The 16,055-nt window shown below is 46.2% G+C and carries 12 protein-coding genes and 1 other annotated feature; all 12 genes read left to right on the top strand.

The window, feature by feature from the left end; translation table 11 throughout:
- The first annotated feature begins 16 nt into the window (after positions 1-16).
- The 12 genes from rplA to H7968_RS17040 all read left to right on the top strand — a co-directional run bounded on the left by rplA (position 17) and on the right by H7968_RS17040 (position 16,016).
- Positions 17-715, top strand: a complete 699-nt coding sequence (gene rplA, locus H7968_RS17095; RefSeq protein ID WP_227397245.1) for a 50S ribosomal protein L1 — start codon at positions 17-19, stop codon at positions 713-715.
- 58 nt (positions 716-773) lie between these two features.
- Positions 774-918, top strand: a sequence feature (ribosomal protein L10 leader region).
- 46 nt (positions 919-964) lie between these two features.
- Entirely contained in the window at positions 965-1,465 is a 501-nt protein-coding gene (rplJ, locus tag H7968_RS17090) for a 50S ribosomal protein L10 (RefSeq protein ID WP_227397244.1), read from the top strand.
- A gap of 73 nt (positions 1,466-1,538) precedes the next feature.
- The gene (gene rplL / locus H7968_RS17085) at positions 1,539-1,901 is read left to right on the top strand and encodes a 50S ribosomal protein L7/L12 (protein ID WP_227397243.1); all 363 of its coding nucleotides are present in this window, start codon (positions 1,539-1,541) and stop codon (positions 1,899-1,901) included.
- Positions 1,902-2,036: 135 nt separating this feature from the next.
- Positions 2,037-2,639, top strand: coding sequence for a class I SAM-dependent methyltransferase (locus H7968_RS17080; RefSeq protein WP_227397242.1), 603 nt, complete (start codon positions 2,037-2,039; stop codon positions 2,637-2,639).
- Between the two features lie 219 nt (positions 2,640-2,858).
- Entirely contained in the window at positions 2,859-6,419 is a 3,561-nt protein-coding gene (gene rpoB, locus H7968_RS17075; RefSeq protein ID WP_134374643.1) for a DNA-directed RNA polymerase subunit beta, read from the top strand.
- Positions 6,420-6,482: 63 nt separating this feature from the next.
- Positions 6,483-10,082 carry a DNA-directed RNA polymerase subunit beta' gene (gene rpoC / locus H7968_RS17070; protein ID WP_227397241.1) on the top strand — a complete coding sequence of 1,200 codons (3,600 nt, stop codon included), beginning with the start codon at positions 6,483-6,485 and terminating at the stop codon, positions 10,080-10,082.
- Positions 10,083-10,512: 430 nt separating this feature from the next.
- Positions 10,513-10,761, top strand: coding sequence for a 50S ribosomal protein L7ae-like protein (locus H7968_RS17065; protein WP_134374647.1), 249 nt, complete (start codon positions 10,513-10,515; stop codon positions 10,759-10,761).
- A 102-nt stretch (positions 10,762-10,863) separates the two neighbouring features.
- Complete coding sequence (rpsL, locus tag H7968_RS17060) at positions 10,864-11,283, top strand: 30S ribosomal protein S12 (RefSeq protein WP_134374649.1); 420 nt, start codon at positions 10,864-10,866, stop codon at positions 11,281-11,283.
- A 50-nt stretch (positions 11,284-11,333) separates the two neighbouring features.
- Positions 11,334-11,804, top strand: a complete 471-nt coding sequence (gene rpsG, locus H7968_RS17055) for a 30S ribosomal protein S7 (protein WP_227397240.1) — start codon at positions 11,334-11,336, stop codon at positions 11,802-11,804.
- A gap of 51 nt (positions 11,805-11,855) precedes the next feature.
- Positions 11,856-13,934 carry an elongation factor G gene (gene fusA, locus H7968_RS17050; RefSeq protein WP_227397239.1) on the top strand — a complete coding sequence of 693 codons (2,079 nt, stop codon included), beginning with the start codon at positions 11,856-11,858 and terminating at the stop codon, positions 13,932-13,934.
- A 130-nt stretch (positions 13,935-14,064) separates the two neighbouring features.
- On the top strand, positions 14,065-15,255 hold the full coding sequence (tuf, locus tag H7968_RS17045; protein WP_227397238.1) for an elongation factor Tu: 1,191 nt from the start codon (positions 14,065-14,067) through the stop codon (positions 15,253-15,255).
- Between the two features lie 287 nt (positions 15,256-15,542).
- Positions 15,543-16,016 carry a hypothetical protein gene (locus H7968_RS17040; RefSeq protein ID WP_227397237.1) on the top strand — a complete coding sequence of 158 codons (474 nt, stop codon included), beginning with the start codon at positions 15,543-15,545 and terminating at the stop codon, positions 16,014-16,016.
- Positions 16,017-16,055 lie beyond the last annotated feature (39 nt).

Here is a 16,055-nt window from a genome sequence, read left to right as displayed (position 1 = left end):
AGGAGGAACTTATAAAATGGCTAAGAAAAGCAAAAAGTATCAAGAAGCTGCTAAGCTTGTTGACCGTTCAACAAACTATGCAATCAACGAAGCAATCGAGCTTGCTCAAAAGACAAGCACGGTGAAATTCGACGCAACAGTAGAGGCTGCATTCCGTCTTGGAATCGACACTCGTAAAAACGACCAGCAGATCCGTGGAGCAGTTGTGCTTCCAAACGGAACTGGTAAAACGCAAAGCGTTCTTGTTTTCGCTAAAGGCGAAAAAGCAAAAGAAGCTGAAGCGGCTGGCGCAGACTACGTAGGAGACAGCGAGCTTGTTCAAAAGATCCAGGGCGGCTGGTTTGACTTCGACGTAATCGTAGCAACACCTGACATGATGGGTGAAGTTGGTAAGCTTGGACGTGTCCTTGGACCAAAAGGCCTTATGCCAAACCCTAAGACAGGTACTGTAACATTTGATGTTCAGAAGGCTGTTAATGAAATCAAGGCTGGTAAAGTTGAATACCGCGCTGAAAAGTCTGGTATCATTCACGTACCAATCGGTAAAGTTTCATTCGACGCTGAGAAGCTTGTTGAAAACTTCAACACAATCTTTGATGTAATCCAGAAGGCTAAGCCTGCTGCAGCAAAAGGAACTTACATGAAGTCTGTTGCTGTAACAACAACTATGGGTCCTGGAATCAAAGTTGATCCATCTTCTGTAACAGTAAAATAATTAACAATAGATATTGACACAGCATTTCACCATCTGTTATGATGTTGTCTGTTGTGAAATTATATAACCATTTGTACCGTAGACAGCAGGTGTCTCAGACTTAATTTCCTGCCGAGGTCATGACGAATAAAAGATTTTTCTTTTACTTTGAAATGATACGCCTCTATGTCTACTTTCCGGCATAGAGGCTTTTTATTATGATCGGACGGTATGAATGACGCTCCAGCAAATACTACAGGAGGTGTTAGGATGAGCAGTGTGATCGAGCAAAAGAAACAGCTTGTGACAGAAATTCAAGAGAAATTCCAAACAAGCGCATCATCAGTAATCGTAGACTATCGCGGTCTTTCAGTTGCTGAAGTAACTGAGCTTCGTAAGCAACTTCGTGAAGCAGGCGTTGAGTTCAAGGTTTACAAAAACTCTATGACTCGCCGTGCGGCTGAAGCTGCTGGCCTTGAAGGTCTTTCTGAAAGCCTTACAGGTCCTAACGCAATCGCATTTTCTGCTGAAGATGTTGTTGCGCCAGCGAAGATTCTTAACAACTTTGCGAAAGACCACGAAGCACTTGAGTTAAAAGCGGGTGTGATCGAAGGAAACGTAGCGTCACTTGAACAAGTGAAAGCTCTTGCGGACCTTCCGTCACGCGAAGGCCTACTTTCTATGCTACTCAGCGTACTTCAGGCGCCAATGCGCGGATTCGCAGTTGCAACAAAAGCTGTTGCAGACCAAAAAGAAGAGCAGGGCGCTTAATAGCAGCCTGCTAGCTGGATAACTTTTATCCAACCAAACTAAACCAAAACATTCCATAAGGAGGAACTATATCATGACTAAAGAACAAATGATCGAAGCAATCAAAGAAATGACAGTTCTTGAACTTAACGACCTTGTAAAAGCAATCGAAGAAGAATTCGGTGTATCTGCTGCTGCTCCTGTAGCTGTAGCTGGTGCTGCTGGTGGCGAAGCTGCTGCTGAGCAAACTGAATTTGACGTTGTTCTTACTGAAGCTGGTGCTCAGAAGATCAAGGTTATCAAAGTGGTTCGTGAAATCACTGGTCTTGGCCTGAAAGAAGCGAAGGAAATGGTAGACAACACGCCTAAAGCTGTTAAAGAAGGCGCTTCTAAAGAAGAGGCTGAAGAAATCAAAGCTAAGCTTGAAGAAGTTGGAGCTGGCGTAGAAGTTAAGTAATAGTTTTTTGTCGAAAAAGCTCGCTTGAATTAGCGGGCTTTTTTTATAGAAAAGAACGACAACACCCGGGCAGATAAAGCCCTTTTTTTATCTCCGGTGTTTGTGTCAGAAGAAAATGGGTTGAGGTGATTCAGAATGGCGGATCATTATTATTCCAAAAAACCCGGGGTGGAAAGCAAGCCGCAGTGGTGGGATTTCACCCTAAGAGGTCATAAGCTGAAGTTTAAAACAGATCAGGGTGTTTTTTCGAAGAGTGAAGTAGACTTTGGATCGCGTGTCCTGATTGAAGCGTTCCGTGAGCCGGAGATTGCAGGAGATATTCTCGACGTCGGCTGCGGGTACGGTCCAATCGGATTATCAATCGCCAAAAGTTTTCCGGAAAGAAGCGTTCAAATGGTCGATGTCAATGACCGTGCAATGCAGCTTGCCCGTGAGAATGCTCGGCACAACGGCGTCCATTCTGTAAAAGTGTACGAGAGTGACTGTCTGGATCAGGTTGATGACACCGGTTTTGCGGCAATCCTGACCAATCCGCCAATCCGTGCCGGAAAGCAGACTGTTCATAAAATCTTTGAGCAGAGTGCAGAAAAGCTGGCGGCCGGAGGAGAACTCTGGGTTGTCATCCAGAAGAAGCAAGGGGCACCATCCGCCTTACAGAAACTTGAGTCTCTTTTTGATGAAGTGGAGACGGTTGATAAGCAAAAAGGTTATTTCATCTTCTGTGCGAAAAAGCATTGACCCGGTTTTGGGCTTGTGATAGTATTATATGATGTACAAATATTATCATCAGTAAGTATGTCCATTTGTATAAATGGATTGTTTTTTGGCAAAAATGGTTTGAATAAAGATTTATAGAATAGAAAATGTGGACCTTTCCCGTTTTCTATTTGTCTTTGTCCGTTTCTTTTTAAATAAAGGAAACGCACACTAAAACGCTTGATTTGAGGGGTGAATCAGTTGACAGGTCAACTAGTTCAGTATGGACGACACCGCCAGCGCAGAAGTTTTGCGCGAATCAGTGAGGTACTTGAGTTACCGAACCTGATTGAAATTCAGACAGCTTCTTACGACTGGTTTTTAGAAGAAGGTCTTCGTGAAATGTTCCGCGATATTTCGCCAATCGAAGATTTCACAGGAAACTTGTCACTTGAGTTTATTGACTACAGCCTTGGTGAGCCGAAATATTCGGTAGATGAGTCGAAAGAGCGTGACGTAACGTATTCCGCTCCACTTCGTGTGAAGGTTCGTCTATTAAATAAAGAAACCGGCGAAGTAAAAGACCAGGATGTATTTATGGGTGACTTCCCGCTGATGACAGAAACAGGAACGTTTATCATTAATGGTGCTGAACGTGTAATCGTTTCTCAGCTTGTAAGATCACCAAGTGTTTATTTCCACGATAAAATGGACAAAAACGGGAAGCGCGGCTTCGGTGCAACGGTTATTCCAAACCGTGGTGCGTGGCTTGAGTATGAAACGGATGCGAAGGACGTAGTTCACGTTCGTATCGACCGTACGCGTAAGCTTCCTGTGACTGTATTGCTTCGTGCGCTCGGCTTCGGATCAGATCAGGAGATCATTGATCTTGTCGGTGACAACGAATATATCCGCAATACGCTTGAGAAAGATAATACAGAAAATGTTGAAAAAGCGCTTCTTGAAATCTATGAGCGTCTTCGTCCGGGTGAACCGCCGACTGTAGAAAACGCAAAAAGCCTTCTTGAATCACGTTTCTTTGACCCTAAGCGTTACGATCTGGCAAATGTCGGACGTTATAAAATGAATAAAAAGCTTCATATTAAGAATCGCCTTTTCGGACAGGTGCTAGCTGAAACGCTGGCAGACCCGGAAACAGGTGAAATTCTGGCTGAAAAAGGAACAACACTGGACCGCCGTACACTGGACAAGTTGATCCCATACCTGGAAAACGGTGTTGGATTCGTTACTTACAACCAGGTAGGTGGAGTGGTTGAAGAGGAATTGACGCTTCAAACGATCAAAATCCAGGTGCCAAACTCAGACAGTGGTCAGGAAATTAACGTAATCAGCAATGCGTATGTAGATGACAGTGTCAAAAACATCACCATTGCAGATATTGTTTCTTCCATCTCTTATTTCTTTAACCTGCTGCACGGAGTCGGCCTGACAGATGATATTGACCATCTTGGAAACCGTCGTCTGCGTTCTGTAGGTGAACTTCTTCAGAACCAGTTCCGTATCGGTCTTTCCCGTATGGAGCGTGTGGTTCGTGAAAGAATGTCGATCCAGGATACGAATACGATCACGCCTCAGCAGCTGATCAACATCCGTCCTGTTATCGCATCGATTAAAGAGTTCTTCGGAAGCTCACAGCTTTCCCAGTTCATGGACCAGACAAACCCGCTTGCTGAATTAACGCACAAGCGTCGTCTGTCTGCACTTGGACCTGGTGGTTTAACGCGTGAGCGCGCAGGCTTTGAAGTACGTGACGTTCACTACTCTCACTATGGCCGTATGTGTCCGATCGAAACACCTGAAGGACCGAACATCGGGTTGATCAACTCATTATCCAGCTTTGCAAAAGTAAACCGTTTTGGCTTCATCGAAACGCCATACCGTCGTGTTGATCCTGACACAGGACGCGTAACAGAGCGTATCGATTACCTGACGGCGGATGAAGAGGATAACTATGTTGTGGCACAGGCGAATGCACGTCTTGGTGAAGACGGCTCGTTCCTTGATGAAGAAGTGGTTTCCCGTTTCCGCGGTGAGAACACGGTATTCAAGCGCGACCGTATTGACTACATGGACGTTTCGCCAAAGCAGGTAGTATCTGCTGCGACAGCATGTATCCCGTTCCTTGAGAACGATGACTCCAACCGTGCCCTCATGGGAGCGAACATGCAGCGTCAGGCTGTACCATTGATGAATCCGGAAGCTCCGTTTGTCGGAACAGGAATGGAACACGTTTCTGCGAAGGATTCAGGTGCAGCTGTTATTAATAAGCACGAAGGTATTGTTGAACGCGTCCAGGCTGACCAGATCTGGGTTCGCCGTCTTGTTGACGTTGATGGCAACGAAACACAAGGGGATGTTGACAAATACAAGCTTCAGAAATTCGTCCGTTCTAACCAGGGAACGTGCTACAACCAGCGTCCAATCGTGGCTGTAGGCGACCGTGTAGAGAAAGGCGAAATTCTGGCTGACGGTCCTTCCATGGAAGCAGGAGAGCTTGCGCTTGGCCGTAACGTTCTTGTCGGCTTCATGACATGGGACGGATTTAACTACGAGGATGCGGTCATCATGAGTGAGCGCCTTGTAAAAGATGATGTATACACGTCTATTCATATTGAAGAATATGAGTCAGAGTCCCGTGATACAAAGCTTGGTCCGGAAGAGATTACACGTGACATTCCAAACGTCGGTGAAGATGCACTGCGCAACCTTGACGACCGCGGAATCATCCGTGTAGGTGCTGAAGTAAAAGACGGCGACATTCTTGTTGGTAAGGTAACGCCTAAAGGTGTAACAGAACTGACAGCAGAAGAGCGTCTTCTACACGCCATCTTTGGTGAAAAAGCACGTGAAGTCCGCGATACGTCACTGCGTGTTCCACACGGTGCCGGCGGAATTATCCTTGATGTAAAAATCTTTAACCGCGAAGACGGAGATGAGCTTCCTCCAGGTGTTAACCAGCTTGTCCGCGCTTATATCGTACAGAAGAGAAAGATCTCTGTAGGGGATAAGATGGCCGGACGTCACGGTAACAAAGGGGTTATCTCACGTATTCTTCCGGAAGAAGATATGCCGTATCTTCCAGACGGCACGCCAATCGATATCATGCTTAACCCACTTGGGGTACCATCACGTATGAATATCGGTCAGGTACTTGAGATGCACATGGGAATGGCTGCCCGCGCAATGGGTATCCACATTGCAACGCCTGTATTTGACGGCGCAAACGAGGAAGATGTTTGGGCAACGATTGAAGAAGCAGGCATGTCACGTGATGGTAAGACCGTTCTTTACGATGGAAGAACAGGCGACCCATTCGATAACCGTGTATCAGTCGGCGTCATGTACATGATCAAGCTGGCTCACATGGTTGATGACAAACTGCACGCACGTTCAACTGGACCATACTCACTTGTTACACAGCAGCCACTGGGCGGTAAAGCACAGTTCGGCGGACAGCGTTTCGGTGAGATGGAGGTATGGGCACTTGAAGCATACGGTGCTGCATACACACTTCAGGAAATCCTGACAGTGAAATCAGATGACGTAGTCGGACGTGTAAAAACGTACGAAGCAATTGTAAAAGGGGACAGCGTTCCGGAACCGGGCGTACCTGAATCATTTAAAGTATTAATCAAGGAACTTCAGAGTTTGGGTATGGACGTAAAGATGCTTTCAAGCAACGACGAAGAAATCGAAATGCGCGACCTTGACGATGAAGATGAGATCCACCAGGCAGATGCCTTAAATATCGCACCTGAGACAGAAGCACTCTCTTCTGAAACAGTGGCATCAAAAGAGTGAACCTGACTGTGCAGCTAACCGACAATAGGGCAAAACCTGTAAACGAAAAGGGAGGTAGGCTCCTTGATAGATGTTAATAACTTTGAATATATGAAAATTGGTTTAGCCTCACCTGACAAGATCCGTTCTTGGTCATTTGGTGAAGTGAAAAAGCCGGAGACGATCAACTATCGTACTCTTAAACCTGAAAAAGACGGTCTTTTCTGCGAGCGAATCTTCGGCCCGCAGAAAGACTGGGAATGTCACTGCGGTAAATACAAGCGCGTCCGTTATAAGGGCGTCGTTTGTGACCGCTGTGGTGTTGAAGTAACACGTGCAAAAGTTCGTCGTGAGCGTATGGGTCACATCGAGCTTGCAGCACCTGTCTCTCATATCTGGTACTTCAAAGGAATTCCAAGCCGTATGGGTCTTGTTCTTGACATGTCCCCACGTGCGCTTGAAGAAGTCATTTACTTCGCGTCCTATGTTGTAACAGAAGCTGGTGAAACAGCGCTTGAGAAAAAACAGCTTCTTTCTGAAAAAGAATATCGTGCATACCGTGAAAAGTACGGCACGAAATTCCAGGCAGCGATGGGAGCAGAAGCTATCCGCAAGCTGCTTCAGGATATCGATCTTGATAAAGAAGCAGAAATGCTGAAAGAAGAACTGAAATCTGCTCAGGGTCAGCGTCGTACACGTGCGATCAAGCGCCTTGAAGTAGTAGAGTCATTCCGTAATTCAGGAAACCTTCCTGACTGGATGGTTCTTGATGTTCTTCCTGTTATCCCGCCTGAACTTCGTCCGATGGTTCAGCTGGATGGTGGGCGTTTCGCAACATCTGACTTAAACGATCTTTACCGTCGAGTAATCAACCGTAACAACCGTCTGAAGCGTCTTCTTGACCTTGGTGCGCCAAGCATCATCGTTCAAAATGAGAAGCGTATGCTTCAGGAAGCAGTTGATGCGTTGATCGATAATGGCCGTCGCGGCCGTCCGGTAACAGGTCCTGGTAACCGTCCGCTTAAATCTCTTTCTCATATGCTGAAAGGGAAGCAGGGACGTTTCCGTCAAAACCTTCTTGGTAAGCGTGTTGACTACTCTGGCCGTTCCGTTATCGTTGTTGGACCAAGTCTGAAAATGTATCAGTGTGGTCTGCCGAAGGAAATGGCACTTGAGCTGTTCAAGCCGTTTGTTATGAAGGAGCTTGTTGAACGTGGACTTGCGCACAACATTAAGAGTGCGAAGCGTAAGATCGAACGCGTTCACGATGAAGTATGGGACGTACTTGAAGACGTCATTAAGGAGCATCCGGTTCTTCTAAACCGTGCACCGACGCTTCACCGTCTTGGTATCCAGGCGTTTGAACCAACATTGGTTGAAGGTCGTGCGATCCGTCTTCACCCGCTCGTATGTACAGCCTACAATGCTGACTTCGATGGTGACCAGATGGCTGTTCACGTACCACTTTCATCAGAAGCACAGGCTGAAGCCCGTCTTCTAATGCTTGCGGCACAGAACATCCTGAATCCGAAGGACGGAAAACCGGTTGTTACGCCGTCTCAGGATATGGTACTTGGTAACTACTACCTGACATTAGAGCGAAAAGGTGCTGTAGGAGAAGGCTCTGTATTCCGTGATGCGGATGAAGCTCTTCTTGCATACCAGAATGGTTATGTACACCTGCACACACGTATTGCGATCCATGCAGGTTCTCTAAATAAAGAAACATTCACGGAAGAGCAGAACAAGAAACTTCTTCTGACAACTGTCGGAAAAGTCGTCTTTAATGAAATTCTTCCGAAAGAGTTCCACTACATTAACGAGCCGACAATGGAAAACCTTGAGGTGAATACACCTGAAAAGTATTTCGTTGATCCGACTGTTAACGTAAAAGAACACATTGCAGCTGCTGACCTTGTCACGCCGTTCAAGAAAGGCTTCCTCGGAAGCATCATCGCGGAAGTGTTCAAGAGATTCCATCTCACAGACACGTCTAAGATGCTTGACAGCATGAAGAATCTTGGATTTAAGCACTCTACACGTGCTGGTATCACCATTGGTATTGCCGATATCGTGGTACTTCCTGAGAAGCAGGGAATCCTCGACGATGCACAAGGTAAAGTAGATAAAGTACTAAAACAGTTCCGTCGTGGTCTGATCACAGAGGAAGAGCGTTATGATCGCGTTATTTCTATCTGGTCATCCGCGAAGGATGTCATTCAGGATAAGCTGATGCTGACACTCGACAGCCTGAACCCAATCTATATGATGAGTGATTCAGGAGCGCGTGGTAACGCATCTAACTTTACGCAGCTTGCCGGTATGCGTGGTCTAATGGCCAACCCGGCTGGTCGTATCATCGAACTTCCAATCAAATCAAGTTTCCGTGAAGGTCTGACAGTACTTGAGTACTTCATCTCGACACACGGTGCCCGTAAAGGTCTTGCCGATACAGCCCTTAAAACAGCTGACTCAGGTTACCTTACACGCCGTCTTGTTGACGTGGCACAGGATGTCATCGTACGTGAAGAAGACTGTGGAACTGACCGCGGTCTGCGCGTCAAGTCACTAAAAGATGGCACAGAAACGATCGAAGCGTTGGAAGAGCGTCTTGAAGGTCGTTACTCAAACCAGACAGTCAAGCATCCTGAAACAGGAGAAGTCTTTGTAAGACGCAATGAGCTGATTACAGAAGACATCGCCCGTCAGATTGTTGACGCTGGTATTGAAGAAGTATCGATCCGTTCAGCCTTCACTTGTAACACGCGTCACGGCGTATGTGAAAAGTGTTACGGTAAAAACCTTGCGACTGGTGAAAAAGTGGAAGTCGGCGAAGCAGTCGGCATTATCGCAGCCCAGTCAATCGGGGAGCCGGGAACACAGCTTACAATGCGTACGTTCCACACAGGTGGGGTAGCCGGAGACGATATCACACAGGGTCTTCCGCGTATCCAGGAAATCTTCGAAGCGCGTAACCCGAAAGGTCAAGCTGTCATATCTGAAATTGACGGTGTCGTAACCGACATTACAGAAGGCAAAGACCGCCAGCAGGAAATCACTGTTCGTGGCGAAGTAGAAACAAGAACGTACAATGCTCCTTACACAGCACGTCTGAAAGTGTCTGTTGACGATACAATTGCCCGTGGTCAGGAACTGACTGAAGGTTCAATTGATCCGAAAGAGCTGATTAAAGTACGTGACGTAGCTGCGGTACAGGAATATCTGCTTCGTGAAGTACAAAAAGTATACCGTATGCAGGGTGTAGAAATCGGAGACAAGCACGTTGAAGTCATGGTTCGCCAGATGCTTCGTAAAGTACGTGTCATTGAAGCCGGTGAGACAGACCTGCTGCCAGGTTCACTGCTTGATGTACACCAGTTCATGGAAGCAAACCAGCAGGTACTGCTTGACGGCAAACAGCCGGCAACAGGCCGCCCGCTGATTCTTGGTATCACAAAAGCGTCTCTTGAAACAGAGTCCTTCCTATCTGCAGCATCCTTCCAGGAGACAACGCGTGTCCTGACAGATGCAGCGATCAAAGGAAAGCGTGATGAACTGCTTGGACTGAAAGAAAATGTTATCATCGGTAAGCTCGTTCCAGCCGGAACAGGTATGCAACGTTACCGTCAGGCTGAGATCGAATCTGAAGAACTTCCGGAAGAAGAAGCAGTTTCCGTTGAGTAATTCAGCATCCGATTGAATCAAAAAAGGTGGCGCCTGCTGGCGTCACCTTTTTTATGGGTGAGGGGATGTTCGCGGTGGTTCAGGAAATGGTGGAACCGCTTCGCAAAACGTGGGCTTAGGTTCGCAGAATGTAAGTGGATGTTCGCAAGATACTGCTGCAGGTTCACAGAATGTAAGTGGATGTTCGCAAGATTTCGACACGGGTTCGCAGAATGATAGCCATCGTTCGCAAGATTCGCAGGCAGCTTCATAGAATGACGTCCATCTTTCAAAGAATCAGGAGGAAAGACACGCACGTCAGACGCATTTACAAAACAAACGAACTCCCAAAAAGAATAATTCGCAAACCTTGTTGACATCCATATCTTGAGATGATAATATATTCAAGGTTGCTACTACTCAACAACCTGTTACTTTGGAGGATATCATCATGTCTTATGAAAAAGTATCGCAGGCTAAACACATCATTGTAGGATCCAAGCAAGTTGTAAAGGCGCTCAAAGCAGGGTCCGTGAAGGAAATCGTTGTCGCTGATGACGTTGACCGGCACGTGATCGACAAGGTTTTGCTCACCGCTGAAGAGATGAACGTAACGATCACCCATGTGGATTCAATGAAGAAGCTGGGGAAAGCGTGCGGGATCGAGGTTGGTGCTGCTGCGGTAGCCATTACGAAGTGAACATGTTTTTGTAGATGAATCTGCAAGAACTTTGTTTTTACCCTTAAATGAACCACCTGGATGTGTGGGCTTAAAATAAAGATCGAAGGGAGGAAAAAACTCATGCCTACTATTAACCAATTAGTGCGTAAGCCACGTCAGTCTAAAGTTGTTAAGTCTGACTCACCAGCATTGAACAAAGGTTACAACAGCTTCAAGAAGAAAGCGACTGACCTTTCATCTCCACAAAAACGCGGTGTTTGTACTCGTGTTGGTACGATGACTCCGAAGAAGCCAAACTCGGCTCTTCGTAAATATGCTCGTGTGCGTCTTACAAACCAGATTGAGGTAACTGCATACATTCCTGGAATCGGGCACAACCTTCAAGAGCACAGTGTTGTTCTTATCCGTGGAGGACGTGTAAAGGATTTACCAGGGGTACGTTACCACATCGTTCGTGGTGCTCTTGATACTGCTGGTGTAGACGGACGTCGTCAAGGTCGTTCTCTATACGGTACGAAGAGACCAAAAGAGAAAAAGTAATAACGTTTTAAATAAATGAAAGTAATTTTCCTGTGAAAGGAGGAAATCACATGCCTCGTAAAGGTGCAGTAGCAAAACGCGACGTATTACCGGATCCGATTCATAACTCGAAGCTGGTAACTCGTCTAGTTAACAAAATCATGATTGACGGTAAAAAGGGTACAGCTCAAAAGATCCTTTATTCCGCATTCGAAATCGTGCAGGAACGCTCTGGAAAGGATGCTCTTGAAGTATTCGACCAGGCGCTTAAAAACATCATGCCAGTTCTTGAAGTACGTGCACGCCGTGTTGGTGGAGCAAACTATCAGGTACCGGTTGAGGTTCGTCCGGAACGTCGTACTACACTAGGTCTTCGCTGGTTAGTAAACTATTCACGTCTTCGTGGAGAAAAGACAATGGAAGAACGTCTTGCTAACGAAATTCTTGATGCAGCTAACAACACTGGTGCTTCAGTTAAGAAGCGCGAAGATATGCATAAAATGGCAGAAGCAAACAAAGCGTTTGCTCACTACCGCTGGTAAGATCCAATCTTTTATCTACCAAATCACATTTAGTAGGAAGGAGAAAGACCCATGCCTAGAGAGTTCTCCTTAAAAGACACTCGTAATATCGGTATCATGGCTCACATCGATGCCGGTAAAACGACTGCTACGGAGCGTATCCTTTACTACACTGGCCGTATCCACAAAATTGGTGAAACGCACGAAGGTGCATCACAAATGGACTGGATGGAGCAGGAGCAGGAGCGTGGTATCACTATCACGTCTGCTGCAACAACTGCTCAATGGAAAGGCCACCGTGTAAACATCATCGATACTCCTGGACACGTAGACTTCACTGTTGAAGTTGAGCGTTCATTGCGCGTACTTGATGGTGCTGTTGGTGTACTTGATGCCCAGTCGGGTGTTGAGCCGCAAACAGAAACTGTATGGCGTCAAGCGACAACATACGGTGTACCTCGTATCGTATTCGTTAACAAAATGGATAAGATCGGGGCTGACTTCCTATACTCTGTAGGAACACTACATGACCGTCTTCAGGCTAACGCTCACCCAATCCAGCTTCCAATCGGAGCTGAGGATGAGTTTGAAGGAATCATCGATCTTGTTAAGAACGTTGCTTACTTCTATGAAGACGATCTTGGAACTCGTACTGAAGAGCGCGAAATTCCAGATGAGTACAAGGAACAGGCTGAAGAATACCGTGGAAAGCTAATTGAAGCGGTAGCAGATCTTGATGAAGATCTGATGATGAAGTACCTTGAAGGTGAAGAAATCACAGAGGAAGAGCTTAAAGCTGCAATCCGTAAAGGAACTGTAAACGTTGAGTTCTATCCAGTAATCTGTGGATCTGCTTTCAAAAACAAAGGAGTTCAGCTACTGCTTGATGCAGTTCTTGACTACCTTCCGTCACCACTTGATGTTAAGCCGATCACAGGAATTATTCCTGATTCTGAAGAAGAAGTTGTTCGTCCTGCTAGCGACGAAGAGCCATTCTCAGCGCTTGCATTCAAAGTTATGACAGACCCTTATGTAGGTAAGCTTACATTCTTCCGTGTTTATTCTGGTGTACTTTCTTCTGGATCGTACGTACAGAACGCAACGAAAGGGAAGCGTGAGCGTGTAGGACGTATCCTGCAGATGCACGCAAACTCTCGTGAAGAAATCGGAGAAGTATATGCTGGAGATATCGCTGCTGCAGTAGGTCTTAAAGACACTACTACAGGGGACACTCTATGTGATGAAAAGAATCTTGTTATTCTTGAGTCTATGGAATTCCCTGAGCCAGTTATCTCTGTTGCGATCGAACCTAAGTCTAAAGCTGACCAGGACAAGATGAGCCAGGCGCTGCAGAAACTTCAGGAAGAAGATCCAACATTCCATGCGCACACTGACCAGGAAACTGGACAGACGATCATCGCAGGTATGGGTGAGCTTCACCTTGATATCCTCGTTGACCGTATGAAGCGTGAATTCAAAGTAGAAGCTAACGTGGGTGCTCCACAGGTATCTTACCGTGAAACATTCCGCGGCTCAGCTCAAGTTGAAGGGAAATTCGTCCGCCAGTCTGGTGGTCGTGGTCAGTTCGGTCACGTTAAGATTGAATTCTCTCCAAACGAAGAGGGAGCAGGCTTTGAATTTGAAAATGCAATCGTAGGGGGAGCTGTTCCACGTGAATACATCCCGGCTGTACAAGCAGGTCTTGAAGACTCACTTGACAACGGTGTACTTGCTGGTTACCCTCTAATCGACATCAAAGCGAAGTTATTCGATGGTTCATACCACGATGTTGACTCCTCTGAGATGGCGTTTAAGATTGCTGCTTCTATGGCATTGAAAAATGCAGTTTCTAAGTGTAACCCGGTTCTTCTTGAGCCGCTAATGCGCGTAGAAGTTATGATCCCAGAAGAATACATGGGAGACATCATGGGAGACATCACATCTCGCCGTGGACGCGTAGAAGGTATGGCATCTCGTGGAAATACACAAATCGTTAAAGCGTTTGTGCCACTTGCTGAAATGTTCGGATACGCAACTTCACTTCGTTCTAACACGCAGGGACGTGGAACATTCTCAATGTTCTTCGATCACTATGAGGAAGTACCGAAGTCTGTTGGTGAAGAAATCATCAAGAAAAATAAAGGTGAATAATTGATTTCACCCTTACAATAAAGTATAACTACTTATGTAAGCTATGGACCCCGGAAAGGCTTTCTTTCCGGATCCATATTAAAAATAAATTTAAATTAACTTTTTCATTATCTAAAGGAGGATTTCCAAAATGGCTAAGGAAAAATTCGACCGTTCGAAAACCCATGCTAACATTGGTACAATCGGACACGTTGACCATGGTAAAACAACTCTAACTGCTGCAATCACAACTGTACTTCACAAGAAATATGGTCGTGGAACAGCTATGGCATATGACCAAATCGATGGTGCTCCAGAAGAGCGCGAGCGTGGAATCACAATCTCAACTGCACACGTTGAGTACGAAACTGATTCTCGTCACTATGCACACGTTGACTGCCCAGGACACGCTGACTATGTTAAGAACATGATCACTGGTGCTGCTCAGATGGACGGCGGTATTCTTGTAGTATCTGCTGCTGACGGCCCAATGCCACAAACTCGTGAGCACATCCTTCTTTCTCGTCAGGTAGGTGTACCTTACCTTGTTGTATTCATGAACAAGTGTGACATGGTAGACGACGAAGAGCTACTTGAACTAGTTGAAATGGAAATTCGTGACCTTCTTTCTGAGTACGACTTCCCAGGCGACGACATTCCAGTAATCAAAGGTTCTGCTCTTAAAGCTCTTGAAGGAGATGCTGAGTGGGAAGAAAAAATCTATGAGCTTATGGAAGCTGTAGATAGCTACATCCCAACTCCAGAGCGTGACACTGAAAAGCCATTCATGATGCCAGTTGAGGATGTATTCTCAATCACTGGTCGTGGTACAGTTGCTACTGGACGTGTTGAGCGTGGACAAGTTAAAGTCGGTGACGAAGTAGAAATCATCGGTCTTTCTGAAGAGCCTAAGAAGACAACTGTAACAGGTGTTGAAATGTTCCGTAAGCTTCTTGACTATGCAGAAGCTGGAGACAACATCGGTGCACTTCTTCGTGGTGTATCACGTGACGACATCAACCGTGGACAGGTTCTTGCTAAGCCAGGAACAATCACTCCACACACAAACTTCAAAGCTGAAGTTTACGTTCTATCAAAAGAAGAAGGTGGACGTCACACTCCATTCTTCACTAACTACCGCCCACAGTTCTACTTCCGTACTACGGACGTAACTGGCGTATGTAACCTTCCTGAAGGAGTAGAAATGGTTATGCCTGGCGACAACATCGAAATGACTGTTGAGCTAATCTCTCCTATCGCAATCGAAGAAGGAACTAAGTTCTCTATTCGTGAAGGTGGACGTACAGTAGGCGCTGGCGTTGTTGCTTCTATCCAGAAGTAATTTCTGCTGACGAATACACAATCCTGCATCCTTTTGGGTGCAGGATTTTTTCTGTTTAAATGGAGATGTGTGGAAAGGGAGGTTTAAGAAAACAGGGATGTCAGGATCAAATCATTTAGTGAGAGAGGACAATAAAGAGAAAGTAACGCATAATAAACACCGAACCCCGCAAAATAATCGCTCACCTCCGCACAACCCCCAACTGCCAACCCTCTATCCATCCAACACAAAAACAGCTACACTACTCTTATAGAAGAAACCCGTCACGCAGAAAGGGGCACCACCCATTGGAACCAATCCATCTCTGGCTTTCCGTTTTTGATAAACACACGAAAAAACCGAAACAGTCGATACAGCCGATCCTTCCCGCAGTCACGCTCGCTTACCAGCAATCACGATCAAACCAAGACGTGACGCAGCAGGAAGCGCTGGATGATCTCAAGCACCTTCTGCAAGAAGGGGCATACGTTCCTCTCTTAAAAGTCTGGGAGAACCAGGGCTACTTCAGAATAGAAGAGAGACATTTCGGCTCCATGACGTCACGCTTATTTCACCTTGCGCCTAAAGCAGCTAAAGAAGACCGCGACCGAAAGAAACTGAGAGAGCGCCAGGAGCTGCTCACACTTACAAATGACGATTTTCATTACCTCGCTTTCAGCTCACTTCTCAATGCCAGACACAGCATGTACAAGCCATCCAAGGAGGAGCAAACACCATACTGGATCGCAGCCTCCTCAATCATTCAAGGCAGAAAAACCTGAGAATTTTCTGCCTATTTCCTCACCCCTTGAAACACGTCA

It is taken from the genome of Jeotgalibacillus aurantiacus (assembly GCF_020595125.1).
GTDB classification, from domain to species: Bacteria; Bacillota; Bacilli; order Bacillales; family Jeotgalibacillaceae; genus Jeotgalibacillus; species Jeotgalibacillus aurantiacus.
This window is presented reverse-complemented; position numbering and strand designations above follow the sequence as displayed.

What these genes read in the sequence shown, in the direction of transcription:
- rplA (WP_227397245.1), top strand. Translation starts at nt 17, where the DNA reads ATGGCTAAGAAAAGCAAAAAGTATCAAGAAGCTGCTAAGCTTGTTGAC.
- rplJ (WP_227397244.1), top strand. Translation starts at nt 965, where the DNA reads ATGAGCAGTGTGATCGAGCAAAAGAAACAGCTTGTGACAGAAATTCAA.
- rplL (WP_227397243.1), top strand. Translation starts at nt 1,539, where the DNA reads ATGACTAAAGAACAAATGATCGAAGCAATCAAAGAAATGACAGTTCTT.
- H7968_RS17080 (WP_227397242.1), top strand. Translation starts at nt 2,037, where the DNA reads ATGGCGGATCATTATTATTCCAAAAAACCCGGGGTGGAAAGCAAGCCG.
- H7968_RS17065 (WP_134374647.1), top strand. Translation starts at nt 10,513, where the DNA reads ATGTCTTATGAAAAAGTATCGCAGGCTAAACACATCATTGTAGGATCC.
- rpsL (WP_134374649.1), top strand. Translation starts at nt 10,864, where the DNA reads ATGCCTACTATTAACCAATTAGTGCGTAAGCCACGTCAGTCTAAAGTT.
- rpsG (WP_227397240.1), top strand. Translation starts at nt 11,334, where the DNA reads ATGCCTCGTAAAGGTGCAGTAGCAAAACGCGACGTATTACCGGATCCG.
- fusA (WP_227397239.1), top strand. Translation starts at nt 11,856, where the DNA reads ATGCCTAGAGAGTTCTCCTTAAAAGACACTCGTAATATCGGTATCATG.
- tuf (WP_227397238.1), top strand. Translation starts at nt 14,065, where the DNA reads ATGGCTAAGGAAAAATTCGACCGTTCGAAAACCCATGCTAACATTGGT.